The sequence below is a fragment of the uncultured Olsenella sp. genome (genome assembly GCF_959602185.1).
Taxonomy (GTDB): domain Bacteria; phylum Actinomycetota; class Coriobacteriia; order Coriobacteriales; family Atopobiaceae; genus Olsenella_I; species Olsenella_I phocaeensis.
In genome coordinates this window covers 1-26591 of sequence record NZ_CAUGRZ010000002.1, presented here as the reverse complement: position 1 = coordinate 26591, position 26591 = coordinate 1, and the positions used below count along the sequence as shown (strand labels likewise).

At 68.4% G+C, this 26591-nt stretch carries 21 protein-coding genes; 11 read left to right on the top strand and 10 right to left on the bottom strand.

Annotated elements, in window-relative coordinates:
- Positions 1-473: 473 nt before the first annotated feature.
- Positions 474-1955 (bottom strand): DUF1846 domain-containing protein, encoded by a 1482-nt coding sequence (locus Q5923_RS01940; RefSeq protein WP_009279543.1) that lies wholly within the window; start codon positions 1953-1955, stop codon positions 474-476.
- 208 nt (positions 1956-2163) lie between these two features.
- Here Q5923_RS01940 and Q5923_RS01935 point away from each other — a divergent pair, with 208 nt between their 5' ends.
- The 4 genes from Q5923_RS01935 to Q5923_RS01920 all read left to right on the top strand — a co-directional run bounded on the left by Q5923_RS01935 (position 2164) and on the right by Q5923_RS01920 (position 6142).
- The gene (locus Q5923_RS01935) at positions 2164-3255 is read left to right on the top strand and encodes a glycerol dehydrogenase (protein ID WP_009279542.1); all 1092 of its coding nucleotides are present in this window, start codon (positions 2164-2166) and stop codon (positions 3253-3255) included.
- Between the two features lie 262 nt (positions 3256-3517).
- Positions 3518-4177, top strand: coding sequence for an N-acetyltransferase (locus Q5923_RS01930; protein ID WP_062529968.1), 660 nt, complete (start codon positions 3518-3520; stop codon positions 4175-4177).
- A gap of 159 nt (positions 4178-4336) precedes the next feature.
- Positions 4337-4900, top strand: coding sequence for a PTS glucose transporter subunit IIA (locus Q5923_RS01925; RefSeq protein ID WP_062529969.1), 564 nt, complete (start codon positions 4337-4339; stop codon positions 4898-4900).
- A gap of 48 nt (positions 4901-4948) precedes the next feature.
- Complete coding sequence (locus Q5923_RS01920; RefSeq protein ID WP_303131785.1) at positions 4949-6142, top strand: nucleoid-associated protein; 1194 nt, start codon at positions 4949-4951, stop codon at positions 6140-6142.
- Positions 6143-6232: 90 nt separating this feature from the next.
- On the opposite strand, the gene Q5923_RS01915 is transcribed toward Q5923_RS01920, so the two are convergent.
- Positions 6233-7006, bottom strand: a complete 774-nt coding sequence (locus tag Q5923_RS01915; protein WP_303131784.1) for a YaaA family protein — start codon at positions 7004-7006, stop codon at positions 6233-6235.
- 151 nt (positions 7007-7157) lie between these two features.
- Between Q5923_RS01915 and Q5923_RS01910 the strand changes: the two genes are divergently transcribed.
- The 4 genes from Q5923_RS01910 (at position 7158) to Q5923_RS01895 (ending at position 11848) form a co-directional block, all read left to right on the top strand.
- Entirely contained in the window at positions 7158-7652 is a 495-nt protein-coding gene (locus Q5923_RS01910; protein ID WP_009279537.1) for a prepilin peptidase, read from the top strand.
- 296 nt (positions 7653-7948) lie between these two features.
- Positions 7949-9427, top strand: a complete 1479-nt coding sequence (locus tag Q5923_RS01905; protein ID WP_009279536.1) for an APC family permease — start codon at positions 7949-7951, stop codon at positions 9425-9427.
- An 87-nt stretch (positions 9428-9514) separates the two neighbouring features.
- Complete coding sequence (locus tag Q5923_RS01900; RefSeq protein WP_009279535.1) at positions 9515-10762, top strand: amidohydrolase family protein; 1248 nt, start codon at positions 9515-9517, stop codon at positions 10760-10762.
- A 228-nt stretch (positions 10763-10990) separates the two neighbouring features.
- A complete protein-coding gene (locus Q5923_RS01895) occupies positions 10991-11848 on the top strand; it encodes a LysR family transcriptional regulator (protein ID WP_009279534.1) in 858 nt (285 codons plus the stop codon).
- 14 nt (positions 11849-11862) lie between these two features.
- On the opposite strand, the gene Q5923_RS01890 is transcribed toward Q5923_RS01895, so the two are convergent.
- A complete protein-coding gene (locus Q5923_RS01890) occupies positions 11863-13056 on the bottom strand; it encodes a CHAP domain-containing protein (RefSeq protein WP_156797633.1) in 1194 nt (397 codons plus the stop codon).
- 211 nt (positions 13057-13267) lie between these two features.
- On the opposite strand from Q5923_RS01890, the gene Q5923_RS01885 reads away from it, so the two are divergent.
- Positions 13268-13843, top strand: coding sequence for a cysteine hydrolase family protein (locus tag Q5923_RS01885; protein ID WP_009279532.1), 576 nt, complete (start codon positions 13268-13270; stop codon positions 13841-13843).
- Positions 13844-14078: 235 nt separating this feature from the next.
- Here the strand turns inward: Q5923_RS01885 and Q5923_RS01880 are convergent, their stop codons facing one another.
- A complete protein-coding gene (locus Q5923_RS01880; protein WP_009279531.1) occupies positions 14079-14477 on the bottom strand; it encodes a hypothetical protein in 399 nt (132 codons plus the stop codon).
- A 38-nt stretch (positions 14478-14515) separates the two neighbouring features.
- Positions 14516-16024: a C69 family dipeptidase gene (locus tag Q5923_RS01875; protein ID WP_009279530.1), complete on the bottom strand. Its 1509-nt coding sequence runs from the start codon at positions 16022-16024 to the stop codon at positions 14516-14518.
- Between the two features lie 135 nt (positions 16025-16159).
- Here Q5923_RS01875 and Q5923_RS01870 point away from each other — a divergent pair, with 135 nt between their 5' ends.
- On the top strand, positions 16160-17959 hold the full coding sequence (locus tag Q5923_RS01870; RefSeq protein ID WP_303131779.1) for a glycerophosphodiester phosphodiesterase family protein: 1800 nt from the start codon (positions 16160-16162) through the stop codon (positions 17957-17959).
- 192 nt (positions 17960-18151) lie between these two features.
- Positions 18152-19180 (top strand): 3-deoxy-7-phosphoheptulonate synthase, encoded by a 1029-nt coding sequence (locus Q5923_RS01865; RefSeq protein WP_303131777.1) that lies wholly within the window; start codon positions 18152-18154, stop codon positions 19178-19180.
- 170 nt (positions 19181-19350) lie between these two features.
- On the opposite strand, the gene Q5923_RS01860 is transcribed toward Q5923_RS01865, so the two are convergent.
- The 5 genes from Q5923_RS01860 to Q5923_RS01840 form a co-directional block, all read right to left on the bottom strand.
- Positions 19351-20412, bottom strand: coding sequence for an RlpA-like double-psi beta-barrel domain-containing protein (locus tag Q5923_RS01860; protein ID WP_303131775.1), 1062 nt, complete (start codon positions 20410-20412; stop codon positions 19351-19353).
- A 658-nt stretch (positions 20413-21070) separates the two neighbouring features.
- Entirely contained in the window at positions 21071-21802 is a 732-nt protein-coding gene (locus tag Q5923_RS01855) for a peptidylprolyl isomerase (protein WP_303131773.1), read from the bottom strand.
- Between the two features lie 152 nt (positions 21803-21954).
- Complete coding sequence (locus Q5923_RS01850; RefSeq protein ID WP_303131771.1) at positions 21955-23946, bottom strand: ABC transporter ATP-binding protein; 1992 nt, start codon at positions 23944-23946, stop codon at positions 21955-21957.
- Positions 23939-25783: an ABC transporter ATP-binding protein gene (locus tag Q5923_RS01845; protein ID WP_303131769.1), complete on the bottom strand. Its 1845-nt coding sequence runs from the start codon at positions 25781-25783 to the stop codon at positions 23939-23941. The genes Q5923_RS01850 and Q5923_RS01845 overlap by 8 nt, the downstream gene beginning before the upstream one ends.
- Positions 25776-26258 (bottom strand): MarR family winged helix-turn-helix transcriptional regulator, encoded by a 483-nt coding sequence (locus tag Q5923_RS01840; RefSeq protein ID WP_009279523.1) that lies wholly within the window; start codon positions 26256-26258, stop codon positions 25776-25778. The genes Q5923_RS01845 and Q5923_RS01840 overlap by 8 nt, the downstream gene beginning before the upstream one ends.
- Positions 26259-26591: the final 333 nt, after the last annotated feature.

Genomic DNA, 26591 nt, shown 5'->3' with positions numbered 1-26591 from the left:
GACATTCCCTTACCAAGCGACTCGAGCGCATTGGCTAGCGTCGACTCATACCTGCTGGCAGGTCGCCTTTTTCCAGGGTGGTTGAGAAGGGTGCTAATGCGAAGAGGCTGCTCGGTCCTTCCGCGGCACAGCTCTCCCCGCCGGTGCGCCCTAAGAAGCGCCAAGGCCGTGGTATGCGAGAACGTGATCCTCATGCATCAACGCTAGCCCGCTCCAGACCCGTTTCGGGCGAGAGAAAAAAGTGGGCTTGCACGAGGCTGGCACGAGGCTTGCGGGCAGCTGCGCACGAATAGGCCTTGAGCTGGGAAATGATGACGCGCGGCGCGGGCTGAGGCCTTGAGGAGGGGAGGGGTGTACATTTCAAAATTAGAATGTACACCCCTCGTCCCTGAGCTGCGCAAATGCTGGGGACTGTACATTGCAAAGCTGAAATGTACAGTCCCGCCCGGCCCCTGGTGGCGTCCTGCCCGACCCTAGCGGTGATAGAAGGTGCCTCGCTCGAACTTGGGCTCGCAGCAGACGTTGATGCCCAGCTTGCGGTAGACGCGCTCGTCAGTGGAGCTGATGATCACCGAGAAGTACGCCGTGCAGCCGTGCAGCTGGTTGCTGGCCTCGATCACGCGCTTGGCCTCGGGGTTCGACGCGCTGCTTATGGAGAGGGCGATCAGGGTCTCGTCCGAGTGCAGGCGCGGGTTCTTGCTCTTGAGGTGCGTGGTCTTGAGCCGGCTGATGGGCGCGAGTGCCTCGTCCGAGACCACCCAGTGGTCCTTCTCCACCCCGGCCACGCGCTTGAGGGCGTTGAGCAGGAGCGACGAGGCGGCGCCCAGGAGCTCGGAGGTCTTGCCCGTCACCACGCTGCCGTCGGGCAGCACCATGGCGCCGGCGGGCTTGCCGGTGACCTCCTCCTTGAGCAGCGCGGCGGCGTGGGCGGGGTTGAGGTTCTTGTCCACGCCCACCTCCTTCATGAGGAGGCCGATCTTCCTCAGCTCGGACTCGCCGATGCCGGTGCGGGCGATCTTCTCCGCGCACCAGTAGTGGCGCCGGACGATCTCGTGCAGGGCGGCCTTGCGGCAGGCGTCGTCGTCGCTGATGCAGTAGCCCACCATGTTGACGCCCATGTCGGTGGGGGACTGGTAGGGGCTGTGGCCCGCGATCTTCTCCATCATGGCGCGGAGCACGGGGAAGGTCTCGACGTCGCGGTTGTAGTTGACCGTGACCTCTCCGTGGGCCTCAAGGTGGTAGGGGTCGATGATGTTGTTGTCGTCGAGGTCGGCGGTCGCGGCCTCGTAGGCGACGTTCACGGGGTGCTTGAGGGGCAGGTTCCAGACGGGGAAGGTCTCGAACTTGGCGTAGCCGGCCTCGATGCCGCGCACATGCTCGTTGTAGAGCTGCGAGAGGCAGACGGCCAGCTTGCCCGAGCCGGGGCCCGGTGCCGTGACGACGACGAGCGGCTTGGTGGTCTTGACGTACTCGTTTTTGCCGAAGCCCTCGTCGGACACGATGAGGTCGATGTTGGAGGGGTAGTCGGCGATGGGATAGTGGCGGTAGACCTCGATGCCCATCTGCTCGAGGCGCGCCTGGTAGGCCTCGGCCTTGGGCTGGCCCGAGAAGCGGGTGATCACCACGCCGCCGATGGAGAGCCCCATGCCGCGGAAGACGTCCATCAGGCGCAGGACGTCCTCGTCGTAGGTGATGCCCAGGTCTCCACGGCGCTTGCCCTGCTCGATGTCGATGGCGCTGACGGCGAAGACGACCTCGGCGTCGTCCGCGAGCTGGCGGAGCATGCGCGCCTTGGAGTCGGGCTCGAATCCGGGCAGGACGCGGCTTGCGTGGTAGTCGTCGAAGAGCTTGCCGCCAAACTCGAGGTAGAGCTTGCCGCCAAACTGGTCGATACGCTCACGGATCCGCGCCGCCTGCATCTCGATGTACTTGTCGTTGTCAAAGCCTGCGTGCATCCTGGGTCGCTCCGTTCCTCCTGGTACCCCTCTGGGGCAGTGGCCGACAAGATGGTACGCCAGCATCCGTCGTGCTGTCCCGCCAAGCCCATCAGGCGAGAAATTACACGCAACGATGCTGGGGCGGCCCCTGCCCGCTGCCCTACACTGGGGGACGTGGCCCGTGGCACATGCCCGGCCGCACGCATACGGCGAAAGGGGAAGCACCATGGCACGCATCTTCATCTCTCCGTCCAAGTACGTCCAGGGGCCCGGCGAGCTGTCCCGCCTGGGCGGCTACGTCTCGGCCTTTGGCAAGAAGGCGCTCGTCGTCATCTCTGCCGGTGGCATCAGGCGCTTCGGCGACCTCGTCTCGAAGAGCTTCGCCGACGCCGGCGTCGAGCTCGCGTATGACAGCTTCAACGGCGAGTGCTCCCAGGACGAGATCGACCGCCTGGTCGCCGCGTACCGCGAGACTCAGGCCGACGTCGTGGTGGGCGTGGGCGGAGGCAAGATCTTCGACACCGCCAAGGCCGTGGCCTCGGGGGTAGACGCGCCCGTGGTCATCGTCCCCACCATCGCCGCGACCGACGCCCCCTGCTCGGCGCTCTCGGTCATCTACACCCCCGAGGGGCAGTTCAAGGAGTACCAGTTCTTCAAGGCCAACCCCAACCTGGTGCTCATGGACACCGACGTCATCTCGAAGAGCCCCGTGCGCCTCACGGTGAGCGGCATGGGCGACGCGCTCGCGACCTTCTTCGAGGCCCGCGCCTGCAGGCGCTCCGACGCCACCACCTGCGCCGGCGACAAGGTGACCGCCGCCGCCATGGCGCTCGCCAAGCTCTGCTACGACACCCTGATGACGGATGGCATGAAGGCCAAGCTCGCCCTCGAGGCAGGCGCCTGCACCCAGAGCGTGGAGAACGTGATCGAGGCCAACACCCTGCTCTCGGGCCTGGGCTTCGAGTCCGCTGGCCTGGCGGGTGCGCACGCCATCCACAACGGCCTCACCGCGATGCCCGAGACCCACTCCTGCTACCACGGCGAGAAGGTGGCCTTCGGCACCCTGACCCAGCTCGTGCTCGAGGACGCCGACGAGCTCTACGACGTGCTCGACTTCTGCGTCGAGGTCGGCCTGCCCGTGACCTTCGCGCAGCTGGGCGTGGAGGACGCGAGCTGGGAGCGCGTGCTCGAGGTGGCGAAGCTCGCCTGCGCGGAGAACGACACCCTCCACAACATGCCCTTCGAGGTCACGCCCCAGAAGGTCGCGAACGCCATGCTCGCGGCCGACGCCTACGGCAGGGCGGCCCTGGAGGACTAGCCACGGCCAGGCGAGAGTGGCCGAGGGCCTCGGCTGCCGCCGGCACCTTGGGCGCGGGCGGCGGCCGACCCGTGACGCGGGCCCGTGGCGCACGCTATGACCGTCGGTCGCCACACCTGCGCCCCGCCCCGCCCGCCGGGCGTCGTGGCGTCCGGACGAGCCCCTGCCTCGCGCTCCGCTCGCCGCGCATGCCGCAGGCAGCCCCTCTCGCTTTGTCTCATAATCAGGGCCCAGAGAAGCAATTCGAAAGAGAAACCAGCGCATGACCCCAGCACCAGGCTCCGACCAGCCGCAGATCAGCTACCGCCCCTTCCGCGAGGGCGACTTCGACGACGTGACCGACATCTGCTCGCGCATCTGGTGCTCGAGCGTCGAGGGCGTCTATGACCGCATAGTGTTCGGCCGCGTGATGACGCTCGGCGCCCTCCAGCGCTCCCAGCACGCGCACGTCGCCGTGCGCGGCCAGCGCGTCGTGGGGGCCTGCTTCGGCGGCGTCTCACGGGGCGGCCTGGCCCAGGTCGACCCCGACTGGGGCCAGCGCTTCGCCGACGTCATGGTCAAGGCCCGCAAGCGTGCCAAGCTCGGCGGCATCGAGGTCGAGGACAAGCTCTTCGGCCGCCTGCGTCGCTACACCATGGCGGACGTCTTCATCTCGCGCGAGTACGCGAGCTCCGACGCCGAGGTCAACCTCCTCGTCGTGCGCCCCGACGCCCAGGGCAGGGGCATAGGGAGCCGCCTTCTGGGCGACATGGTGGCACGCTTCGACGAGGGTGGGCAGCGTGGCTGCTTCCTGGTGATGGGCGACGACTGTGACGTCGACTTCATGGAGTCGCGCGGCTTCTCGCTCGTCCAGGAGCGCAGGCGGGCCGCGGACGGTGGCGAGGAATCCGTCTACCTCTACGGCCTGCGCCTGGGGTCGTAGCCCCACCTCGCCTGGGGTCGTAGCCCCACCTCGCCTGGGGCCATAGCCCCAGGCGGGCCGTTTGGCGCCGACGGCCGCCGCCAGGCCCGTCCCATCCCCGCAATCGGGTATCGTCGGACTGTCTGAGCGGTAGCCACCTCCCGCGCGAAAGGAAACGCAATGGGACTCATCGACACCATCAAGCGAAGCCTCTTCTCCTCCGGGGACGAGGCGGGCGCGCCCAAGCCCGCCGTCTTCCACGTGGACGACGACATGGTCTATGCCCCGGTCACGGGCGCCGTCGTGAGCCTGGGCGAGGTCCACGACGAGGCGATCTCGTCGGGCTTCTTCGGCGAGGGCTGCGGCATCCTGCCCTCCGTGGGCATCGTCTACGCTCCGGCCACCGGCCGCATCAGCGTGACGGCCGTCACCAACCACGTCATCGGCATGACCCTGCCCGGCGGCGTCGAGGTCCTCATCCACGTGGGCATCGACACGGTGAGGATGGAGGGCAAGGGCTTCACGCGCTTCGTCGAGGCCAACGACGAGGTGGCTGCGGGCACCCCGCTGATCGTCTTCGACCGCGACAGGATTGCCGCCGCGGGGTACGAGGACGTCGTCACGGTCGCCATCACCAACAGCGACAGCCTGAGGTCGGTCAAGAACGTGTCGAGCAGCGGCACGCTCATCGGGGGCCGTCCCCTCGTGAAGGTCGGAGACCCCCTGCTCCAGGTGGAGCGCTAGGGGCGAGGCAGTCCGCCCCTCTCGCCACGAAAGGGGAGAGGGGCCACCTTGCTTGTCGATGCCTGCCTGGGCTTCGGCTGGGCTATCCTAGGTGCCCGCGGCCGACCCCGGCCGCCCGCGAACGACAAGCAGGGAGAGACCATGCTCAGAGTGACCCACGCCATACTGCACGCCTTCGAGTTCGAGACCGGGAGCAGCTACCTCTCGGAGCGCGAGCTGGACCTCTCGCAGCGCCCGGTGAGGTCCTACGTGCAGCGGCGGCTCAGGAGCGTGTCGTCGAGCCCCGACAACCGGCATGGCAGCTTCAGCGAGCAGAGCGCCTTCGCGCAGACCCTCGACGAGTACCGACGGGGGCAGGTGGGCTTCGTCGAGATATCCGACCAGCTGGGACGGTACCTCTGGGAGGAGCTGAGGCGCTGCGAGGAGCTCGAGGAGTGTGACCTCCTGGTGGCCGACTTCAGCGAGACGCAGGATATGGGCTCCAAGGCGGCGGAGAAGACCCAGGTGGCGCAGGCGTTCGAGGACGCGGCCACCAGCCTGGACGAGGACGAGGCGCCGGACCTGAGCCGGCGCTGCTTCGCCGCGGTGCTCCTTCCCCGCAAGCAGGCCTTCGTGCACGACCTGGGCAACGACGCGTCCGGCATGGCCGCCAACGAGATACTGCGCCAGGACTCCACCCTGCCCAACCCCACCGCCAAGGTGGACTCCTACCTCCTGGTGGACCTCCAGGACCTGAGCATCGACTTCAGGGACAAGCCGCGCACCCAGGGTAGCCAGGAGCGCCTGATCATTCCCGACGGCCTCCTGCAGTGCAGCGCCGAGGCCTCGAGCCGCGAGGCGATGGAGGCCGTCGAGCGCATCGTGGAGGACGTGGCGGAGGAGTGCGGCATCAGCCCCGTCGAGGCCGTGGCCCAGGCCAAGGCCTACGTGGCGAGCAGCGCCGAGCGCGAGGAGGCGTTCTCTCCCGAGGAGGTGGGCCGCGAGGTCTTCGAGGGCAGGCCCGACGTCCAGGAGCGCTACGAGCAGGCGGCCCGCGAGGAGCGCCTGCCCGAGGAGGTCAGCGTGCGCTGCGGCGTGGCCAACCGCATGGCGAAGAGCCACAAGATACGCACCGACACGGGAATCGAGATCAGCTTCCCCTCCGAGTACGCCTCGAACGACGACTACATCGAGTTCTCGCGCGACGCCGAGGGGCGCGTGTCCATCCTCATCAAGAACGTGGGGAGCATCCAGAACAAGTAGGGAGGCGGCACCCGCACCCGCCTCGGCCCTCGTCCGGGACGAGGCGAGGGGCACCGCGCCCTCGGAGGCTCCCGGCCTCCCGCGCCGGCCCTAGCGCCGCACGAAGACGAGCGTCCCCTCGTCGCAGAGAGCCCCGTCGAGCCGGTAGCCGCGCTCGCGGAAGCCGCGCAGGCCATCCACGTCCTCGACGCCGCGCTCCGCGGCCCAGCGCACGAGGCTGCCACGCGCCGCCTTGGCCTCGGTCGCCTGCTGGACCAGCTTACCGTCCCGCCCGCGCGGCACGAGGAAGGAACAGGTCAGCTGCCTGGGGCCTCTTGGCCGGAGCCAGGGGAGCACGGCACGGGCGTACTCCTGCGACGCGAGGTTGACCACCACGTCCGCTCCCGGGCCTTCCGCGAGCGCGTCTGCGATGCGCGAGCCCCAGAAGCCATAGAGGTCGTCCGCGCCGTCGACGGCGAGCCGCGCCTGCATCTCGAGCCGGTGGGGGCAGATGCCGTCGAAGGGCCTGAGCAGCCCGTACAGCCCCGACACGATGCGCAGGTGGCGGGCCAGCCACTCCAGCTCGCGCGCCTCCATGACCTGCGGGGACAGGTGCTGGTACTGGATTCCCACGTAGGACATGACAGCGGGGGAGAGGGACGTCGTGGGGGCCAGCAGGTCCTTCGGGAGGGTGCGGAGCTGCTCCCAACAGGAGGCGGCGAGCCCCTCCGAGCAGCGCCATACCTCGCGCGCGCCCTCGGGCCCGAGGGCGCGCAGGGCGTGTGCGAGCTCGTGGGCGTCGTCCAAGAAGCGCGGTGTCGCGTCGGCGGGGGGCTCGCCCTCCTGGCGGACCATCCTCTTGGCGGGCGAGACGATCATGAGCATGGGAACGTGGCCTTCCTGCGTGCTGGCATCGGGGAGTGCCCTGACCGGGCAAACTCAGCTGACATTCTAGGCAAGGACGAGGGAGTGGCGGCCCGGTGAAGGGACAATGGCGGCGTCGCGAGCCACACGCAAGATACGGTTTGGAGGAGACATGCCACCCCTGCCTGCCCTCGCTGGCCTCGCGCTCGTCCTCGTCGTGGCCTCGGTCGTCGACCTCAGGGAGCGCAGGATCCCCAACGGGTGCGTCGTCGCCGTCCTTGTGCTGGGGATGGCGCGCGTCGTCTGGGCGCACGACCCCTCCCGCGGGCCGGTCGCGCTCGCGCTCGAGCTCGCGGGCGCCCTCGTGCCGGGCCTTGCCGTGGGCGCCTTTCTCCTCGCCTTCTCCCTCGCGACCGCGCGGTTGCTGCATGCGCCCGGCATGGGCGGGGGAGACCTGAAGCTCCTCGCCGCCCTCTCCTGCCACCTGGGGCTCGAGGGGGGCCTCGTCCTGGTCGCCCTCTCCTGCTTCCTGGCCCTGCCTCCCGCGCTCGTCTCGCACCTCGTGCGCGCGGGTCGCGGTGGACCTGGCAGCTCCCTCCTCCGGCAGGACTTCGCCTGGGCGCCGGTCATCTCCGTGGCCGCCCTCCTGCTGGTCGCCCTTCGCTAGGGGGCGCCAAAAGGGGCTGCCTGACACGGCAGGGGCCCGCGACGCTCGCCCCATTGCCTCTGCGAGGCACCCAGATGATCCGCGCTCATGCGCCCATTAGGAAGCGTCATGCCCTCCTCGCGCGCTCCTGCCGTTCGCGCCGCCAGAGCATCCGCCCGCATTTCGGGCGGGGTCGGCCCCGGACCCCACTTACTAACTTTTCCTATGTGAGAAGGCTATGTGAGAAGGCGCACCCCGTCGGGGGATGCGAACCGATTCCGACGCGGGCACGCCCCGCGCAAGAGGGGGAGGGACGCATGTCTGACAAGGCTGGGCAGCCCGTCGCCTCCGGTGGCATGAAGAAGGAGCTCACGCTCTTCAACTTCTTCACCATCGGCTTCGGAGCGATCATCGGCACGGGCTGGGTTCTGCTGGTGGGCGACTGGATGGTCCTGGGCGGAGGCCCCGTGCCCGCCATGATCGCCTTCGCCCTGGGCGCCGTCTTCCTCGTTCCCATAGGCATGTGCTTCGGCGAGCTCACCGCCGCCATCCCCATCTCGGGCGGGATCATCGAGTACGTCGACCGCACCTTCGGGCGCAAGCTCGGCTTCCTCACCGGCTGGATGCTGCTCCTGGGCAACGCCCCGCTCTGTCCCTGGGAGGCCATCGCCATCTCGACCTTGCTCACCGACCGCTTCGCCGAGTTTCCCACCCTCGCATGGCTGCGCTCCGTGCGCCTCTACACCATCCTCGGCGCCGACGTCTACCTCTGGCCCACGGTCATCGCCCTGTGCTTCGCCGTCCTGGTGATCTACCTCAACTTCAAGGGTGCCGGCGCCGCGGCCAAGCTCTCGTCCTTCCTCACCAAGGCGCTCCTCGCCGGCATGGTCCTCGCCATGGCCATCTCCATCGCCACGGGATCCCCCTCCAACGCGCTGCCCGTCTTCTCCCAGGTGAGCGAGGCGGCGGGCGGTAGGTCGACCGGTGCCACGAGCCTTCTGGGCGGCGTGGTCGCGGTCCTGGTCATGACCCCCTTCTTCTATGCCGGCTTCGACACCATCCCGCAGCAGGCCGAGGAGGCCTCCGCCAACCTCGACTGGAAGAAGTTCGGCCTGGTCCCGGCCATCGCCCTTTTGGCCTCCGGGGTCTTCTACCTGGTCTGCATCTACTCCTTCGGCTCCATCATCGACTGGCATGAGTTCGTGCGCGCCTCCGTGCCCGCCCTGGCAGTGCTCGAGCGCATCAACCTCTTCTTCTATGTCGCGATGCTGGTCATCGCGACCCTAGGCCCCCTGGGTCCCATGAACTCCTTCTTCGGCGCCTCGACCCGCCTCATGCTCGCCATGGGACGCAAGGAGATGCTCCCCGCGTCCTTCGCCCAGATCGACCCTGCGTCCGGCGCTCCCAAGAAGGCCAACGTCGTGCTGGCCGTCCTGACGCTCGTCGGGCCCTTCCTGGGCCGCAACATGCTCGTCCCCCTCACCAACGTGGCCTCCCTGGGCTTCATCTTCGCCTGCACCATGGCCGGCTTCGCCTGCCTGCGCCTGCGCAGGACCGAGCCCGAGCTCAAGCGTCCCTACAAGGTGAACGGCGGCAGGTTTGGCATCTGCTGCGCCATAGTGGCCGGGCTCCTGATCATCGCCCTCATGGTGGTCCCCGCGAGCCCCGCCGCCCTCAACGGCGTGGAGTGGGCCATCACCATCGCCTGGGTGGTCCTAGGCTTCGCCCTGCTCCTGGCCTTCGGCAGAAGGGGAGAGGGGCGTGCGTCCGCGGGCGTGGCCCAAGGGCGCCAGTAAGGCAACCATCGCCCGGGATTCGCCGCGCGCATGCCGGGCGGTCTCACGCAAGGCAGGAAGTCAAGCTAGGAAAGTGGAGGCAGGATCATGGGCAAGTACGCATTCGTGGGCGGCAAGCTCGTAGACGGAACCGGCGCGGCCGCAGTCGGGGACAGCCTCGTCCTGGTGGACGGCAAGACCATCGCCTATGCCGGCACGGCGACCGAGGTGCCCGAGGGATACAAGGTCATCGACGCGGCCGGTCACACCCTCATGCCGGGCATCGTGGACACGCACATCCACTTCTCGGGCAACCTGACCGACAACGACAACGACTGGGTCATCGAGACCGTGGCGCAGAAGCAGGCCTGCGCCGTCAAGCAGGCCTACGACGCCGTGACCCACGGCCTCACCACCTGCTGCGAGATCGGTCGCAACGGCATAGCCATCCGCGACCTGGTCAACATGGGCGTCATGAAGGGGCCGCGCATCTTCGCCACCGGCCTGGGCTTCTGCCGCACCGCGGGCCACGGCGATTCCCACCACCTGCCCTTCGAGATGTCCAAGAACGGGCACCCCTGGGGCGATCAGGTGGACGGTCCCTGGGAGCTGCGTCACGCCATCCGCATGCGCCTGCGCGAGAACCCCGACGCCATCAAGATCTGGGCGACCGGCGGCGGCATCTGGCGCTGGGACTCCGGCCGTGCCCAGCTCATGAGCACGGAAGAGATCAAGGCCGTCTGCGACGAGGCCGCGATGGTGGGCATCCCCGTCTGGTCGCACTCCTACAACAGCATCTCGGCCGCGTACGACTCCGTCCGCTTCGGCTGCGAGCAGCTGATCCATGGCTTCGAACTGGATGACGTGACCATGAGCCTCATGGCCGAGCAGGGCACCTTCTTCACGCCCACCGTGGGCTTCCTGCCCAGCTGGTACGGCACCTACCCGCCCGAGTGGACGCCCGAGCTGGACAAGTTCCCCGGCAAGGACAACGCCGAGAAGGGCATCGCGCGCACCTGGGCCAACCTCAAGCGCGCCTACGAGCTGGGCGTCACCCTCACCGTGGGCTCCGACTCCTTCAGCTTCAGCACGCCCTACGGCTACACCACCATCGACGAGATGTACGCCTGGGTCGACCACTGCGAGATTCCGGCCATGGACACCATCACGGCCGCCACGCTCAACGGCGCCAAGATGGTCCACAAGGAGGACGAGTTCGGTTCCATCGAGAAGGGCAAGCTCGCCGACCTCCTCATGGTCAGGGGTGACGTCCTGGCCGACATCCACGACCTCACGCCCGACAACATGGACGTGATCATGAAGGAGGGCGACATCATCATCAAGGACGCCCTGTAGCCCTGCCACCGACCCCCCGAGGCGCCCCGCTCCCACTCCCTGGGCGGGGCGCCCACCCCCCCGCCCTCTCTCGGCCCGTCCTGCGCTGCGGGCCGCGGGGTCCCTTGCCCGGGAGGCGGTCCCAGCCCGTGCCGGGACCGCCTCCCCCGCCCTCGTCCCCGTCCGGTGGATGGGGGCTTCTCTTCGCCGCGTCCGCGTCCTAGACTCGGGGCGTTCTGGGGAGGGGACATGAGCGCCAACATCAACAAGTACCGCGCCTTCCTCGAGGCGGCGCGCAGGGGGAGCTTCACCAAGGCGGCGGGCGCCCTCGGCTACTCGCAGTCGGGCGTGAGCCACATGATCTCTGACCTCGAGCGGCTCTGGGGCGTGAGGCTCTTCGGGCGTGGTGGCGGCCCCGTGGTGCTCACGCGCAGGGGAGAGGAGCTCCTCCCCCTGGTCGAGGAGCTCTGCCGCAGCTACGACCGCCTCCAGCTGAAGCTCGACGAGGCGGACGAGGACCTGCCCTCCGTGAGGGTCGCCGCGACCTCGAGCATCGCCGCCTACCGGCTGCCCCGCCCGCTCGGGCTCTTCGTGGCCGAGAACCCGCGAATCCGGGTGGACCTCCTTTTGGGAACCTACGCCGAGGTCGAGCGGCTCATCCTGGAGGACGAGGTCGACCTGGGTTTCCTTCCCAACGTGGCGGGAAGGGAGGACCTGCTGGCACGGCCCTTCGACAGGGACGAGATCGTGGCCGTGCTCCCCGAACGCCACCGTCTTGCGTCGCGGGCGCGCGTGGACATCGAGGAGCTAGCGGACGAGGAGTTCGTGGCGGACGCCGAGACGGCGCCCCTGCTCCAGGCCGACCTGCGCCACCTCAGGGTGCGCTTCGAGACGGCGGACGTCACGGCCATCATCTCTATGGTCGAGAGCGGGCTGGGCGTGTCGCTCCTGCCCTCGCTCGCGCTCGAGCGCTGCCCCTTCGACGTGATCGTGCGGCACCTCGACAATCCCGCCTTCCGCACGACCTACGTCGCCTGCAGGCGTGACGCGCCGCTCTCTCCCCCTGCCGCCGCGCTCTTTGCCCTGCTCGACTCGAGTGCCTGTTAGGAGGCCTGCCGCGCCTAGGCCAGCACGATGCCCATCAGCCAGCCCCAGCGCGGGGTGACGGTGCCTCCGTAGTAGCTGATCCATTCGCTGAGGCTGCCCGTGCGCACGTAGCCCACGTTGTCCATGATGGTGCCATTGCCCACGTAGATGCCGATGTGGCCGTAGATGCGTCCCGCGCTCGTGTGCGGGTGGCTCGACACGGCGACTATCATGCCGGGCTTGAGTTGGCCCAGGTTGGAGCTCGTGCACCAGGCGTTGTACATGTCGTTGGCGTTGCCGCCGGCATAGGCGTAGCCGGCGTTGCTGAAGACCTGGCTGACCCACATGGCGCAGAGGCCGGCACCCGGCGAGGGGGTCGACTGGCAGGCGGCGAGGACGCGGGCCTGCGAGCCGGTGGTCGCGCCGTCCGCCCCCAGGCTCCCGGAGACGTTGGACGAGGCGCCCCCGCCCGCGGAGGACGAGGCCGCAGCGGCAGCCGCCTTGCGGGCCGCCTCGGCGGCGGCCTCCTGGCGTGCCTTCTCCTCGGCCATCTCCTGGATCTCGGCGTCGCGCTTGGCGATGAGGTCCTTCACGTCCTGGTCGAGCCCCGCGAGGACGCCCTGGACCTCCTCCTGCTTGGACTGCATCTGCGCGAGCTGCTGCCTCTGGGTCTCGTTCAGGGCCTCGAGCTCGGCCCTCTGGCCCTCGAGCTCGGCCTTCTGCTGGTCGAGGGCTGCCTTGGCGTCCTTGACCTCCTGGATCATGCGCTCGTCGGCCTCGGTGATCTTGCCCATGTAGTAGAGGTTCGAGGTGAGCTCGCCGAAGGAGGCGGAGTTCATGATGATGCTCAGGAAGTCGGTGTTGCCCGACTTGTAGGCGCTGTTGATTCTCTCGCCCAGGCGCTCCTTCTTCTTGTCTAGGTCGGCCTGGGTCTTGTCGATCTGCTCCTGGGTCTTGTCGATCTGGTCGTTGACGCCCTCGATCTGGTCGAGGGTCTTGGACTGCTCGCGCGAGAGTGCCTCGTACTCGGAGGCGATCTGGTCGAGCTGCGCCTGCACCTGGTCGTACCTCTCCTGCGCGGCGCTGAGGTCCTGCTTGGTCTGCTCGAGGTCGCTCGCCGTGTCGGCGAAGGCGCTCGTCACGTTGAGGAGGCCGGCCACGGTGGCGCTCGCTCCCGCGCCGAGGAGGAGCTTGAGGGCGCTCCGGCGCGTCATGTCGTTGAGTCCCACGTTGTCCCCTTGTTCGTTTGGGCTGCGTTTGGCAGATCGGCGTGTGCTGACATGAAAGGATACTACCCAGACGCAGGCGAGCGCCCTCATCTGCGTAAGCTCCACATGCCTTGGGGCGGGGGCGGCTCCCGTGTCCTCGCGCCCTGGGGGCAGGGGGACGCGGAGACTGGGCTAACATGGAAGGCACCATATCGGCAGAGGGAGGCAAGGCATGGGGAACGCGCTGGACATCGACCGCAAGACGACGGCACTGCTCGTGATCGACGTGCTCGAGGCGGTGGGCGAGGACGCGGTGTACGCGCCCTCGCCGGAGGAGGGGGCCATGGTCGCCAACTGCGCGCGCGTGGTGGACGCGGCGCGCGCGGCGGGGCTCCCCGTCGTGTTCTGCGACGACGAGCACCTCGAGGGCGTGGACCGCGAGCTCGAGCTCTGGGGGCCGCACGGCATCAAGGGGAGGACGGCGCCCGCGGCGGCGCTCGGGGCGGGCTCGGGGGAGCGTGACTTCATGGTGCCCAAGCGCCGCTACAGCGGCTTCTTCCAGACCGACCTCGACCTGCTCCTAAGGGAGCTTGGGGTGAGGACGGTCGTGGCCGTGGGCTGCGACACCAACGTCTGCGTGCTCCACACCCTCGCGGACGCCTACTTCAGGGGCTACGACAGCGTGCTGGTCGAGGATGCCACGAGGACCTTCCTCTGCGGCAGCCAGGAGGGCGCCGTCGAGCACTGCCGGAAGTGCTTCGGCTCCGTGGTCGCGAGCACCGACGAGTTGGTGGCGGCGCTGGCCTAGCGGGTCCGCGTCGCTCTCGTTGCCGTCCGGCTATACGCCAGGCGAGAGGTGACGCCGCCGTACCGTGAGTCCGCCCGGAGCGGCGGCGTCACTCGCCGTGGCGCTAGGCCAGGAGCAGTGCCGCGAGGAGGGCGGCCTGTCCCAGGGAGTTGGTCGCCTGCTCGACCTAGTTGGAGCGGGCGTCCAGCTGGTCGCGGTGCCGCGCGAAGCGGACCATGGCCAGCATGCAGGCGAGCTAGAGGGCGAGGAGCGGGCAGGAGGGGAGGCTCAGGAGCCTGCCTGCGACCAGGGCGAGCACGGCCGTCTTGGTCGCGATCCCCGCCGCCATGAGGGCGAAGCCCAGGGGCATGAGGTAGCGGAGCTGTCGGCTGAGGAGGGGATGGTCGCCCCTGCCCAGGGCGAGGAGGAGCTTCCAGCACACCTTGCCGAGGCCCGCCGCGAAGGCCAGGACGGCTCCTGCCACGAAGGCCGGGCTCCCCAGCCTGCCGCCCAGGACGAGGGTGGAGAGGCAGAAGAGCGCCACCGGCACGCCGTCGAAGAGGGCGAGCCCCAAGGTGAAGCCCTCGGGCGGAATGGGGCCCTGACCCTCGGCGTCCCCGGACCGTTCCCTCGTGTTCGTCGCCCCCGCATGCATGTCAGCCCACGCCCCTCTCGCCTCGCGGCCCGTGTCCTCTAGCGGTCGCTCCGGGCGAAGCCGTTCCTCATGTCGAGGGAGGCTTGGAGGAGGACCTTGGAGAGGAGCTCGCCGGTCTTGTCGCGGAGCATCCTCGCGATGCGCCCGTTGGCCTCCTCCAGCTCGTCGCAGGCATCCTCGCGGCTCGAGCCCTGCGCGAGGAGAGACGCGTCCGTGCGGGCCAGCTCCTCGTGGCCGCGCGCCGCCACCGCCTCCTGGTAGCTCTCGACGGCCGCCGCCGTCGCGTTGAAGTGGGCGTCCGCCAGTGCCGCCACCAGGCGGTTCGACCAGTAGAAGCTCTGGGTCGTGACCTCGTCGGTGGTGTTGGAGAGGTACTCGGGCATGGAGCGCACGTTCGCGTAGAGCGGCACGAGCGCGTTGAAGGCGTTGCAGCCGAAGGCCGTCCACTGGACGGCGCGGCAGCCCTCGGGCGCGTAGGGCCTGAGCTGCAGTGCCGCAAGCTCGCCGTTGCGGTTGATGCCGACGGGGCGGTACCTGCCGCGCTGGACGTCGTCGCCGCGTCCGTAGGGGTCGAAGGGCGTCCCCTGGTAGTGGAGCGAGAGCGCGTCCTTCACGTCCTCGACGGTGAGCCTGCGCTCGGGCACGCGACTCCAGGGGAGGGAGTCCGACTCGGGGGAGAGGTCGCCCGAGCCGTCGTCCCAGTTGCCGGTGTGGGGGTTGAGCAGGCGCTGCATGGACCAGGCCCGCGGCGTGTTGTAGACGTGGTCGGCGTCGGAGTGGCTGCCGAAGGCCTCGCGGGGGTTGAATGCGTCGCCGGGCTCCAGGCTCAGGTCGAGGTGGTTCTTGGCCATGAACTCGCGCAGGTCGGCCGAGCAGAGGTGCTCCCTCTGCGCCCCGAAGGCGTCGGAGAGGTCGAAGGAGTCGATGCCCAGCTGGTTGGGCATGGTCACGTAGCAGTCGTCAGGGACGCGGCGGGCGATCCAGTGGTGGCCGCCCACGGTCTCGAGCCACCAGACCTCGTCCAGGTCCGAGAAGGCGACGCCGTTGGGCTCGTAGGTGCCAAACTCCTCGAGCAGGGAGCCCAGGCGCAGCACGCCCTCGCGGGCGGTCCTCACGTAGGGCAGGACGATGGTGACCATGTCCTCCTCGCCGATACCCCCGGGGACCTCGGGCACGTAGCCCTCCTCGCCGGGCGTGCCCTTGGCGGGGACGAGCTCCACGTAGGGGTCCGCGCCCAGCACGCGGGGATTGGTGGTGAGGGTCTCGGTCGCGCTCATGGCGACGTCGGACTCGTTGACGCCGGCCTCCGCCCAGATGCCGTCCCTGTTGACGGCGTCGGGCACGGAGCTGTAGCGCTGGGGGTCGTCGGGGAGCTCGATCTGGACGTGGCTCACGACCGAGCGGTAGTGGCGGGGCTGGTCCTGGGGGAGGACGACCTCCATGCGCTTGGGAGTGAAGACGCCAGAGGGGGAGTCCTCGTTGCGCGCGATGATGGTGGAGCCGTCGTAGCTGGCCTTCTTGCCGACCAGTAGGGTGGTGCAGGGCATGGGTACCTCCGCTTCTCGTCTCGTGTGCCCTCTCATGATAGGTCCGTGGGAAGTCGTCGCGCGGCAGGGAGCCGCATCGGGTCCGCCGGGGCTTCTGCTAGTCTGTCTTGGCGAATCCCGTGGAGAGAGGGCCCCATGAAGACGCTTCGCGACATCCTGCGACTCCTGTGCGCCAACTGGCGCACCTTGGCCCTCTTCGAGCTCTTGTTCAGGGCCGGCACGGCGCTGGGGCTGGCGCCGCTCCTCCGCCTGCTGCTCGACGCCGCCATGGCCGCCCAGGGCTATGCGTACCTGACCTGGGAGAACGTGGGATCCTTCCTGCTGCGTCCGCTCAGCGTGGCCCTGGTCGTCGTCGTGGGGGCGCTGCTCATGCTCCTCTCGGTGTTCGAGCTCGCAGGTGTCCTCGTCACCCTCGAGCGTGGGAGCAGGGGAGAGGCGATGGGCCTCCGGGAGCTGCTGCCCCTGGCCGCGCGGCATTCCCTGCGGGCCCTCGCCCCGCGCAACCTCGGCCTCGCCGCCTACGTCCTGGTGCTCGTCCCCCTCGTGAACCTGGGGGTCTCGACCGGCGTGGTGCGCTCGCTCGCCGTGCCTGAGTTCGTGGAGGAGTTCATCTACCAGAGCGGCGCGCTCACGGTCGCCCACGCGCTCGCGCTCGTCCTCGTCGTGGTCCTGCTCGTGCGCTGGTCCTACGCGCTCAACGCCTTCGTGTGGGAGGGGCTCGACTTTCGCCAGAGCCTCGCCCGCTCGGTCGAGCTGGGCCGGCGTCGGCGCCTGCGCGACCTCCTCTGGCTCGTGGGCATCCAGGCGCTGGCCGCGCTTGTCGCCGGTCTCGTGCTGCTCGCAGGTGGTGGCGCGGCGGGCGTCCTGGCACAGGCGCTCTCCGAGCGGCCCGTCGCCGCGGCCGTCGCCTCGTCCCTCGTGCTGGCGCCTCTCGCCTTCTTCGCGGTGGTGTGCCTGGCGCTCTCTCCCGCCCTGGGATACGCGAGCGTGAGCGCGCTCTACCTGGCGCGAGAGGGGCGCCATGCCGTGGCGCGGACGCAACGTGCGTGGGACAGGGAAAGGGTCGCCCTGGTGGCGGGGCTGGCAGGCCTGGGCGTCTGTGCGTGCGCGGCCCTGCTCCTCGCCTTCGGACCGGCGCTGCTCGAGCCCTTCGGCCAGGGGGGAGCCGCCGTGCAGCTGACCGCCCACCGCGGTGCGTGCCTGGAGGCCCCCGAGAACACCATGGCCGCCTTCCGCCAGGCCCAGGAGCAAGGCGCGGACTGGGTCGAGCTCGACCTGCAGCAGAGCGCGGACGGGGGCATCTTCGTGAGCCATGACGCGCGGCTCAAGCGCGTCTCGGGCGTGGACAAGGCCGCCTGGGAGCTCACGCTGGAAGAGGTTCGCGCGCTCGACGCGGGCTCGCACTTCTCGCCCGAGTTCGCCGAGGAGCGCTACCCCACCCTGGGGGAGGTCCTCGCCTGGGCCAAGGAGACCGGCATGAGGCTGAACATCGAGCTCAAGCCCACAGGCCACGAGCGCGACCTCGAGGGTGAGGTCGCGCGCCAGGTGAGGGAGGCGGGCATGGGCTCCCAGTGCGTCTTCACCTCGATGAGCTACGACTGCCTGCTGCGCCTGCGCGAGGCGGCGCCCGAGGTCAGGCGCGCCTACGTGATGACCCTGGCGTACGGCGACCTCTGCCAGCTGGACGCGGCGGACCTGTTCTCGGTGGAGGAGACGAGCTGCACGGCGCAGCTCGTGGGCTACCTGCACACGCAGGGTCGCGAGGTCCTGGCCTGGACGGTCAACGACGAGCCCAACGTGCTGCGCGTCGTGGAGAATGGCGTGGACGGCGTGATAACCGACGACGTGCCGCGAGTTCGGGAGGCGCTCCAGGACCGAGACGGGCGGACACCGGTGGGAATCGCCCTGGACTGGCTGGCGGGACTCCTGGCCTAGTCGTGCGGGCCGCCTCGGCCGGGCGTGAGGCAGGCGTATGTGTCGCGTGCGAGAACGCCGTCGTGCCGCCCGCGCATGTGACGTCGGGCATGCCATAATTCCCAGAGCCCGCGGCCCCCGTGCCGTCGGGTCCTGGGCCCGGGCACGCGCTCCGGGCCATTGCGCCAAGACGAGCGTCCGGAGGTCCGCAGCATGCCCATGAACTTCAAGCGTCGCCTTCCCATCCCCAAGGAGATCCGCGACGAGATGCCCCTCAGCGCCGAGGAGGTCGCCCGCAAGCGGGCCTTCGACGCGGAGGTGGCCGACGTCGTCTGCGGCAGGAGCGACCGGCGCCTCCTCATCATGGGGCCCTGCTCCGCGGACCGCGAGGACTCGGTGCTCGAGTACATGTCCCGCCTCTCTCGCCTGGCCGACGAGGTAAGCGACAAGGTCCTGGTGATCCCGCGGGTCTACACCAACAAGCCCCGCACGCGCGGGACGGGCTACAAGGGCCTGCTCCACAACCCCGACCCCGAGGGAGGCTCGGACCTCCTCGGGGGCATCCGCGCCATCCGCCGCATGCACCTGCGCGTGGTGCGCGAGTGCGGCATGTTCACTGCCGACGAGATGTTGTACCCGGACAACTACCAGTACCTCGTGGACCTGCTGAGCTACGTCGCGGTGGGGGCCCGCTCGGTCGAGAACCAGGAGCACCGGCTGGTCGCGGGTGGCATCGCCGCTCCCGTGGGCATGAAGAACCCCACGGGCGGCTCTACAGACGTGATGCTCAACTCCATCTATGCCGCCCAGGCACCGCAGACCTTCATCTACCGCAACTGGGAGGTCCAGACTACGGGCAACCCCCTGGCGCACGCGCTGCTTCGCGGCTACCAGGGCCTCGGCGGCATCAATTATCCCAACTACCACTACGAGTACCTCGAGCGGCTGGCCCAGAAGTACCAGGGTGAGAGATACCAGAACCCCGCCGTGGTCATCGACTGCAACCACGACAACTCGGGTAAGCGGCCCCTCGAGCAGGCGCGCATCGTGGACGAGGTGCTGGACAGCGTGAGCCGGAGCGCCGACGTCGCGGGGCTCTTCCGGGGCTTCATGGTGGAGTCCTACCTGGTGGACGGCAGCCAGCCTGTGGGCGGGGGAGTGTTCGGCCAGTCCATCACGGACGCCTGCCTGGGGTGGGACGCGAGCGAGCGCCTGGTGCGCGACATGGCGGAGCGGCTGTAGGGCAGGCCGGAGCTTGCTCCCCGTCCGGGTCCGGGCGGGCAGCCTGCGCCGACGCGACGCGGCCACGCGAGAGAAGCACCCACGCGAGAGAAGAAAGGCGCCCCGTGGCCGCTGGGAGCCACGGGGCGCCTGTGCTTCGTGTCGCTCTCTGCCTGGATTAGCCCCCTGGCCTAGCCTACCACGCGGTAGCCCACCGTGCCGACGCCGTCGAAGCCCAGGGCGTGGGCCACGGCGGGCTGGAGGTCGATCTCCCGGCCGGCGATGAAGGGGCCGCGGTCGTTGACCACGGCGGTCACGGTGTTGCCGCCGTAGGTGATCTCGACCACGGTGCCCAGGGGCATGCTCTTCATGGCGACGCCCATGGAGGTGGGGGTCACGACGTCACCGGAGGCCGTGGCGCTGTACATGAGCCCGTCGCCCTCGCCGTAGGTGGAGGCTCCCACGTAGTTGTAGCTGGGCTTGGCGGGCTGGGCTGGCGTCGCCTCCCGCTGGGGCTCCTCGGCCTTGGCGGTGGGGGTCGTCTCGTCCTGGCCCTGCCCGCCCTTGGGGGCGGAGGCATCGGCCGCGTCGGCACCCTGCTTGGCCGTGGCAGCCTCGATGGCCTGGTTGGTCGACTGGTCCGGCGTGCCTGCGGCGAGCTGCTGCTCGTAGGCCGCCTGCTGGGCGGCAGCGTTGGCGGTGGCGGCCTGGATGGCGGCCTGCTTCGCCGCCTCCGCCTGCTCGTAGGCGCTCTGCGCCTCGCTCGCCTGGGCGTCGGCCGCGGCCTTGGCGGACTCCAGCGCCTGGCTGGTCTGGTCCAGGTCACGCTCCATCTGGGTGAGCTGGACCATCTCGTTGAGCTTGCTGGTGGTTATGGCGGAGAGGTACTGGGCCTGCGAGAGGAACTGGTTGAAGTCCTCGGCCGAGAGGAGCATGGAGACCAGGTTCGCCTGGTCCTGCTGGAGGATGTAGTGCGCCTTGATCGCGGAGGCGGCCCGCTCGCGCTGGGCGGGCAGCTCGGCCTCGAGCTGGGCCTTGTGCGCGGCGTTGTCCTCGATCTGGTCCTGGATCTGCGCGACCTTCTCCGTTGCCGCCTGGTAGTTGTCGGCGGCCTGGATGGCGGCCTGCTCGAGGGACTCGAGGCTTTCCGCCGCCAGGGCGACGCGCGGGCTCACCAGGCAGAGAAGGCCGACGAGTGCGGCCGTCCCGGCTGCGCGAGCGACTCTACCACTGTTGGGATTTAGGTCAAACATGGTCCTCCTCGGGCGAGGGTGGCATGCCACGGCCAGAGAAACCGCAGCTAGAAGGCCTGCCTGGCCCTCGTGAGCGAATGGGCATCTTTGATATGTTAGGGCCTTGCCGTCCCCTCGGCAGAAAAAACATGAACCTGCGCTTGAGGGTTTGGGGCTTAGGGGTCGGGGCTAGGGGCGGCGCGGGGCGATTCGGGGTGGTGCGCCGCGTTGGGGCAGCGTGGCGGCCCGCGTGCCTGGGGTGGTGTGCCTTCGCTCGTCGTCAGGCGGGCCCTCGCGCGGCGACGTGGGGTCTCGTGCGGCGGCCTCGGCTCTCGCGCAGCGGCCTGGAGTCTCGCGCAGCGCCAAATGGGCTCTCGCGCGGCGGTTTGGGCGCTCTCCCAAGAGTTGTATGCTGATTCCGCATACAACTCTCAAATGCTATAAAGCTCCTACCTGCGGAGACGCAAACAGCTGAAAGAACTAATCAAAGCTCAAATCGAAAAACCGCATACAATTTTTTGAACTTATCGCCTGGAGATTGACGTTTGACGCTAGGCGTCCGGAGACTCCCGTCCATCGTCCGGAGGCTCCCGCCTGCCGTCCGGGGTCCGTCCCGTCTCTCCGTCCGCCGCTCGCTACCCGCCGCTCGTCGCCTGCCCGGGCAGCGAACTGCGGCGCCCTAGTCGACCATCGCGATCCGGACGATCCGGGGCTGGTCCGCCGCGGCGACGCTGCCGTTGGAGTCCTGGACGGGCGTCTGCTGGGTGATGGCGTCCACCACGTCCATGCCGTCCGTCACCTTGCCGAAGGCGGCGTACTGCCCGTCGAGCGAGCTCGAGTCCCCGTGCATGATGAAGAACTGCGAGCTGGCGGAGTCGTAGTCGCTGCTGCGCGCCATGCTGATGACGCCGCGCTTGTGCATGATGGGGTTCACCACGCCGTTTGCGCTGAACTCTCCCTTGATGCGACGGTCGGAGCCGCCGGTGCCGTCTCCCTTTGGGTCGCCTCCCTGGATCATGAAGCCGCTTATCACGCGGTGGAAGGTCAGCCCGTCGTAGAAGCCCGAGCCCGCGAGCTCCGCGAAGTTGCTGACGGTGATGGGCGCCGCGCCCGCGTTGAGCTCGAGCGAGATGCTCCCGAAGCCCTCGACCTCGATGGTCGCGTGGTGGGTTCCGCTCCCGTAGCCGTTGTCCAGCGGCTTCGCGAGCACGCCCGACGTCCCGCTTCCGGCCGCGTCGCCGCCAGCCGAGCCCGAGCTGCCTCCGTCGTCACCCGTGCTCCCTCCCGCGTCCTTCCCGCAGGCGGAGAGTGCGACCGCCCCGCACGTTCCCAGGGCAAGCGAGAGGAACGCCCGGCGTCCGATCGCCCGCGGCCTCGTGGTCCGTTCCTTGGTCTTGTCCAGGTATGGCATGCTTCTCTCCCTTGGCTCGGCTCATGGCGACCATGGTAGCGCGAGCGGCGGGGGAGCGCCAAAGGGACGGGCCCGCACGGATCTCTCCGCACGGGCCCGCGAGGCGCGTCTCGTCCCTGCCGCGACGTCGAGACGGCGCGGCGCCAGCCTGCCTACTCGAGCTCGAAGGCCCCGGTGTAGAGCTGGTAGTAGGTGCCCTTCTGGGCGATCAGCTCGTCGTGGGTGCCGCGCTCGATGATGTGGCCGTGGTCCAGGACGATGATCACGTCCGAGTTGCGCACGGTCGAGAGTCGGTGGGCGATGACGAAGGTGGTGCGGCCGTACATCAGGGCGTCCATGCCCTTCTGGACGATCTGCTCGGTGCGCGTGTCGATGGAGGAGGTGGCCTCGTCCAGGATCATGACGGGCGGGTCGGCCACGGCGGCTCGGGCGATGGAGAGGAGCTGCCGCTGCCCCTGCGAGAGCGAGGCGGCGTTGTCGGTGAGCATGGTGTCGTAGCCCTGGGGCAGGCGCTCGATGAAGCTGTGCGCGCCCGCGAGCTTGGCGGCGCCGATGCACTCCTCGTCGGTGGCGTCGAGCCTGCCGTAGCGGATGTTGTCCATGACGGTGCCGGTGAAGAGGTTCACGTCCTGCAGGACGATGCCCAGGGAGCGGCGCAGGTCGCCCTTGCGGATCTTGTTGATGTTGATGCCGTCGTAGCGGATCTTGCCGTCGGCGATGTCGTAGAAGCGGTTGATCAGGTTGGTGATCGTGGTCTTGCCCGCGCCCGTGGCGCCGACGAAGGCGACCTTCTGGCCGGGCTTGGCGAAGAGGGTCACGTCGTGCAGGACGGTGTGGTCGGGCGTGTAGCCGAAGTCGACGTGGGAGAGGCGCACGTCGCCCGCCAGGGGCACGTACTCCACGCTGCCGTCCCCGTGGGGGTGCTTCCAGGCCCAGGTCTCGCTGCGCCGGTCGCACTCGACGAGCTCTCCGGAGGCGTCACGCTCGGTGTTGACCAGGGTCACGTAGCCCTCGTCCACCTCGGCCTCGCGGTCGAGCAGGCCGAAGATGCGCTCCGCGCCGGCAAGTCCCATGACCACGAAGTTGATCTGCTGCGACACCTGGCCGATGGAGCCGGCGAAGCGCTTGGTCAGGTTGAGGAAGGGCACCACGATGTCGATGGTGAGCGCCAGTCCCGAGATAGAGGGGTTGGGCACGTTGAGCGCCAGGAATACGCCGCCCATGAGGGCGACCGCGACGTAGGCGAGGTTGCCGAGGTTCATGAGGATGGGCATCATCGTGTTGCCGTAGATGTTGGCGCTCTTGGAAGCCTCGAAGAGCTCGTCGTTGACGACGTCGAAGTCCCGTACCATCTGGCGCTCGTGGGTGAAGACCTTGACGACCTTCTCGCCCGTCATCGCCTCCTCGGCAAAGCCCTCCGCCTTGGCGAGGGAGCGCTGCTGGGCCAGGAAGAAGTGGGCGCTCCTGCCGCCCAGCACCTTCACGGACTGCGCCATGACGGCGACCATGACCAGCACGACCACGGTCATGGGCAGGGAGTACCACAGCATGATGGCGAGCACCGACGCCATGGCCATGAGGGTCGAGAGGATGTTGGGCAGCGCCTGGCTGATGAGCTGCCTGAGCACGTCGACGTCGTTGGTGTAGTGGCTCATGATGTCGCCGTGCTGCGTGCTGTCGAAGTAGCGGATGGGCAGGTCCTCCATGTGGTCGAACATGGTGTTGCGGACCTTCATGAGGGTGCCCTGGGTCACGACGGCGGCGAGCTGCGCCTGCGCGGTGACGAAGGCGAGCCCGGTGAGGTAGAGCACGACGAGCGACGCCACGATCTGCAGGATCGGGCCGGACGCGCCCGCCCAGTCGCCGCTCTGCCAGTGCTCGGTCACGACCTGCAGCGCCTGCTGCAGGAAGATGGAGGGGAGGGACGCGATGACCGCTGCCGCGACGATGCACACGACCATGGCGACGGTCTGCACGGGATAGAAGCCAAAGACGAGCCTCAGCGTGCGTCCCAGCACCTTCATGGGGTTGGCGGGACCGTGCCCGCAGCCGCCCTCGGGCTGCGTGGCCTCGTCCGCCTTGGACGTTGCTTCTCCGGCCGCGCCTGCCTTTGCCTGTAGGTCCTTGGTGTCCTTGCTACTCATGGGACTTCGCCCCCCTTCCCTCAGCCGAGCCGTCCGAGGCGAGGGCGCCCATCTTCTGGTCGTGCGACTGCTTGTTCTGGCTGGTGTAGGTCTCGCGGTAGATGGCGTTGGTGCGCAGCAGCTCCTCGTGGGTGCCAACAGCCGAGATGCGGCCCCTGTCCAGGACCACGATGCGGTCGGCGTCTTCCACGGAGGAGGTTCGCTGGGCGACGATGATCTTGGTGGTGGAGGGGATGAAGCTCTTGAACCCGGCGCGGATGAGCTTGTCGGTCTTGGTGTCGACGGCGCTGGTGGAGTCGTCCAGGATCAGGATCTTGGGCCTCTTGAGCAGTGCGCGGGCGATGCAGAGGCGCTGCTTCTGGCCGCCCGAGACGTTGGTGCCGCCCTGCTCGATGTAGGTGTCGTACTTGTCGGGCATGAGCTGGATGAACTCGTCCGCCTGCGCGAGCCTGCACGCCTCGACGAGCTCCTCGTCGGTGGCGTCGGCGTTGCCCCAGCGCAGATTGTCCTTGATGGTGCCCGAGAAGAGCACGTTGCGCTGCAGCACCACGGCGACCTGGTCGCGCAGGGTGTCAAGGTCGTACTCGCGCACGTCGTGGCCACCCACGCGCACGCTGCCGTTGGTGACGTCGTAGAGGCGGCTGATGAGCTGGATCAGCGTGGACTTGGACGAGCCCGTGCCGCCGATGACGCCGATCACCTCCCCGCTCTTGATGTGGAGGTCGATGTCGGAGAGGGCCATGCGCTCGGCCTTCCGGGAGTACTCGAAGTCCACGTGGTCGAAGTCGACGGAGCCGTCGGGCACCTCGGTGAGGCCGCCCTCGGGGCTGGTGAGGTCGCTCTTCTCGAGCAGGACCTCACAGATGCGCCGCGCGCTCTCCTCGGACATGGTGATCATCACGAAGACCATCGAGAACATCATGAGGCTCATGAGCATCGAGAAGCCGTAGGTGATGAGGGCCGAGAGCTGCCCCACGTTCATGAGGGCACCCTGGCTCTGGATGATGGCGCGCGAGCCGAAGAAGATGACCACGGTGTAGATGACGTCGATGGCCAGGGTCATGATGGGGGCGTTGAAGGCCAGCAGGCGTTCGACGTGCACGAAGTCGTGGTAGAGGTTGCCGGAGGCCTGCTTGAACTTCTGCTTCTCGAACTCCTCGCGGACGAAGGACTTGACCACGCGGATGCCCGAGACGTTCTCCTCGACGGAGTCGTTGAGGCGGTCGTACTCACGGAAGATGCGCCTGAACATGGGCATGACCTTGGCTGCAATCCCAAAGAGGAAGAAGCCGAGGACGATGGCCACGACGACGTAGATGACGGCCATGCTGCCGCCCGTGACGAAGGCCATCACGATGGCGAAGGTCAGCATCAGCGGGCTGCGGATAGCCGTGCGGATGAGCATCATGTAGGCCTGCTGCACGTTGGTCGTGTCGGTGGTGAGGCGCGTCACGAGCGAGCTCGTGGAGAAGCGGTCGATGTTCGAGAACGCGAAGTCCTGGATGCTCTGGAACATGTCGTGGCGGAGGTTGCGCGCGAAGCCGGTCGCCGCGACGGAGCAGGTGTAGCCCGCACCCGCGCCGAAGGCGAGGGACGCCAGGGCGAGCCCCACCAGGATGAGCGCGTAGCGGACGATGACGTCCATGCCCGCGCCGAGGTTGAGCTGGTCGATGAGCTGGGCGGTCATGAAGGGGATGATGCACTCGATGACCACCTCGCCCACGACGAGTATGGGCGTCCACACAGAGGTGGACTTGAACTCCCTGACGCTGCCGCCCAGGGTAGAGAGGATCTGGCCGTAGCTCAGGCCCGGCATCGCCTTCTCCTCGTTACTCATTTCCTGCCTCCCTCTCCTTCTGCTCGATGAGCTTCCAGTGCTCCATGAGCCGGTCGAGGTCGTCCGCGAGCTCGAGGCGCCGCGCCTGGTCGAGCGGCTCGAAGGCCTCGCGCTCGAAGTCGATCTTCTTGCGCGCGACCTCGCAGGCGAGCTCGCGGCCCGCCTCGGTGAGGGCTATGTCGAGCTGGCGCTTGTCCTGCTCCGAGCGGGTGCGGACGACCAGTCCCTCTCCCTCGAGCTTCGCGAGCACCTCCGAGAGGGCGGCGGAGCTTATGCCCACGCTCTCCTGCAGCTCGCGCTGGGTGAGCTGGCCCCCGCAGTGCAGCAGGCGCACGAGGACGAACTGCTTGCCGCCCCGCCCTCCCGCGTGCACGTGCAGGAAGTGGCCGAAGTAGCCGAGGCGGCGCAGGATGCGTCGCTCGACGGACTTCGATGCCTCCTCCAGCTCCCTGTTCATCTCGTCTTCCGTGGTCACCAGATTCCTTCCTCGCGTTGTTTGACCTGAGGGATGGTAGGTACCTAGCAAATCGATGTCAAGGTACCTAGGAATCATTTGAGAGGTACCTTGCAATCTTCACATTGCAGCCTCGGCGCCACGGCGTCGTCTTCGTGGCGCCGGCGTCGTGGCACCCGTCCGCTCCCGCCATTGACCTCCCCCTGCGTTCTCTATGCCATTCTCTGAAATCGATCATGTAAAACCCCAGTTGGGAGAGATCCAGGTTCAGGAATTTGCATAGAGAAGGAGCCGAGGTTCAGGAAGTGGCATAGAGAAGGAGCCGAGGTTCAGGAAGTGGCATAGAGAAGGAGC

Excerpts from the sequence above, each read along its gene's own strand:
- Q5923_RS01940 (WP_009279543.1), bottom strand. The coding sequence starts at position 1,955 with ATGCACGCAGGCTTTGACAACGACAAGTACATCGAGATGCAGGCGGCG.
- Q5923_RS01935 (WP_009279542.1), top strand. The coding sequence starts at position 2,164 with ATGGCACGCATCTTCATCTCTCCGTCCAAGTACGTCCAGGGGCCCGGC.
- Q5923_RS01930 (WP_062529968.1), top strand. The coding sequence starts at position 3,518 with ATGACCCCAGCACCAGGCTCCGACCAGCCGCAGATCAGCTACCGCCCC.
- Q5923_RS01925 (WP_062529969.1), top strand. The coding sequence starts at position 4,337 with ATGGGACTCATCGACACCATCAAGCGAAGCCTCTTCTCCTCCGGGGAC.
- Q5923_RS01915 (WP_303131784.1), bottom strand. The coding sequence starts at position 7,006 with ATGCTCATGATCGTCTCGCCCGCCAAGAGGATGGTCCGCCAGGAGGGC.
- Q5923_RS01910 (WP_009279537.1), top strand. The coding sequence starts at position 7,158 with ATGCCACCCCTGCCTGCCCTCGCTGGCCTCGCGCTCGTCCTCGTCGTG.
- Q5923_RS01905 (WP_009279536.1), top strand. The coding sequence starts at position 7,949 with ATGTCTGACAAGGCTGGGCAGCCCGTCGCCTCCGGTGGCATGAAGAAG.
- Q5923_RS01900 (WP_009279535.1), top strand. The coding sequence starts at position 9,515 with ATGGGCAAGTACGCATTCGTGGGCGGCAAGCTCGTAGACGGAACCGGC.
- Q5923_RS01895 (WP_009279534.1), top strand. The coding sequence starts at position 10,991 with ATGAGCGCCAACATCAACAAGTACCGCGCCTTCCTCGAGGCGGCGCGC.
- Q5923_RS01885 (WP_009279532.1), top strand. The coding sequence starts at position 13,268 with ATGGGGAACGCGCTGGACATCGACCGCAAGACGACGGCACTGCTCGTG.
- Q5923_RS01880 (WP_009279531.1), bottom strand. The coding sequence starts at position 14,477 with ATGCATGCGGGGGCGACGAACACGAGGGAACGGTCCGGGGACGCCGAG.
- Q5923_RS01875 (WP_009279530.1), bottom strand. The coding sequence starts at position 16,024 with ATGCCCTGCACCACCCTACTGGTCGGCAAGAAGGCCAGCTACGACGGC.
- Q5923_RS01870 (WP_303131779.1), top strand. The coding sequence starts at position 16,160 with ATGAAGACGCTTCGCGACATCCTGCGACTCCTGTGCGCCAACTGGCGC.
- Q5923_RS01865 (WP_303131777.1), top strand. The coding sequence starts at position 18,152 with ATGCCCATGAACTTCAAGCGTCGCCTTCCCATCCCCAAGGAGATCCGC.
- Q5923_RS01860 (WP_303131775.1), bottom strand. The coding sequence starts at position 20,412 with ATGTTTGACCTAAATCCCAACAGTGGTAGAGTCGCTCGCGCAGCCGGG.
- Q5923_RS01855 (WP_303131773.1), bottom strand. The coding sequence starts at position 21,802 with ATGCCATACCTGGACAAGACCAAGGAACGGACCACGAGGCCGCGGGCG.
- Q5923_RS01850 (WP_303131771.1), bottom strand. The coding sequence starts at position 23,946 with ATGAGTAGCAAGGACACCAAGGACCTACAGGCAAAGGCAGGCGCGGCC.
- Q5923_RS01845 (WP_303131769.1), bottom strand. The coding sequence starts at position 25,783 with ATGAGTAACGAGGAGAAGGCGATGCCGGGCCTGAGCTACGGCCAGATC.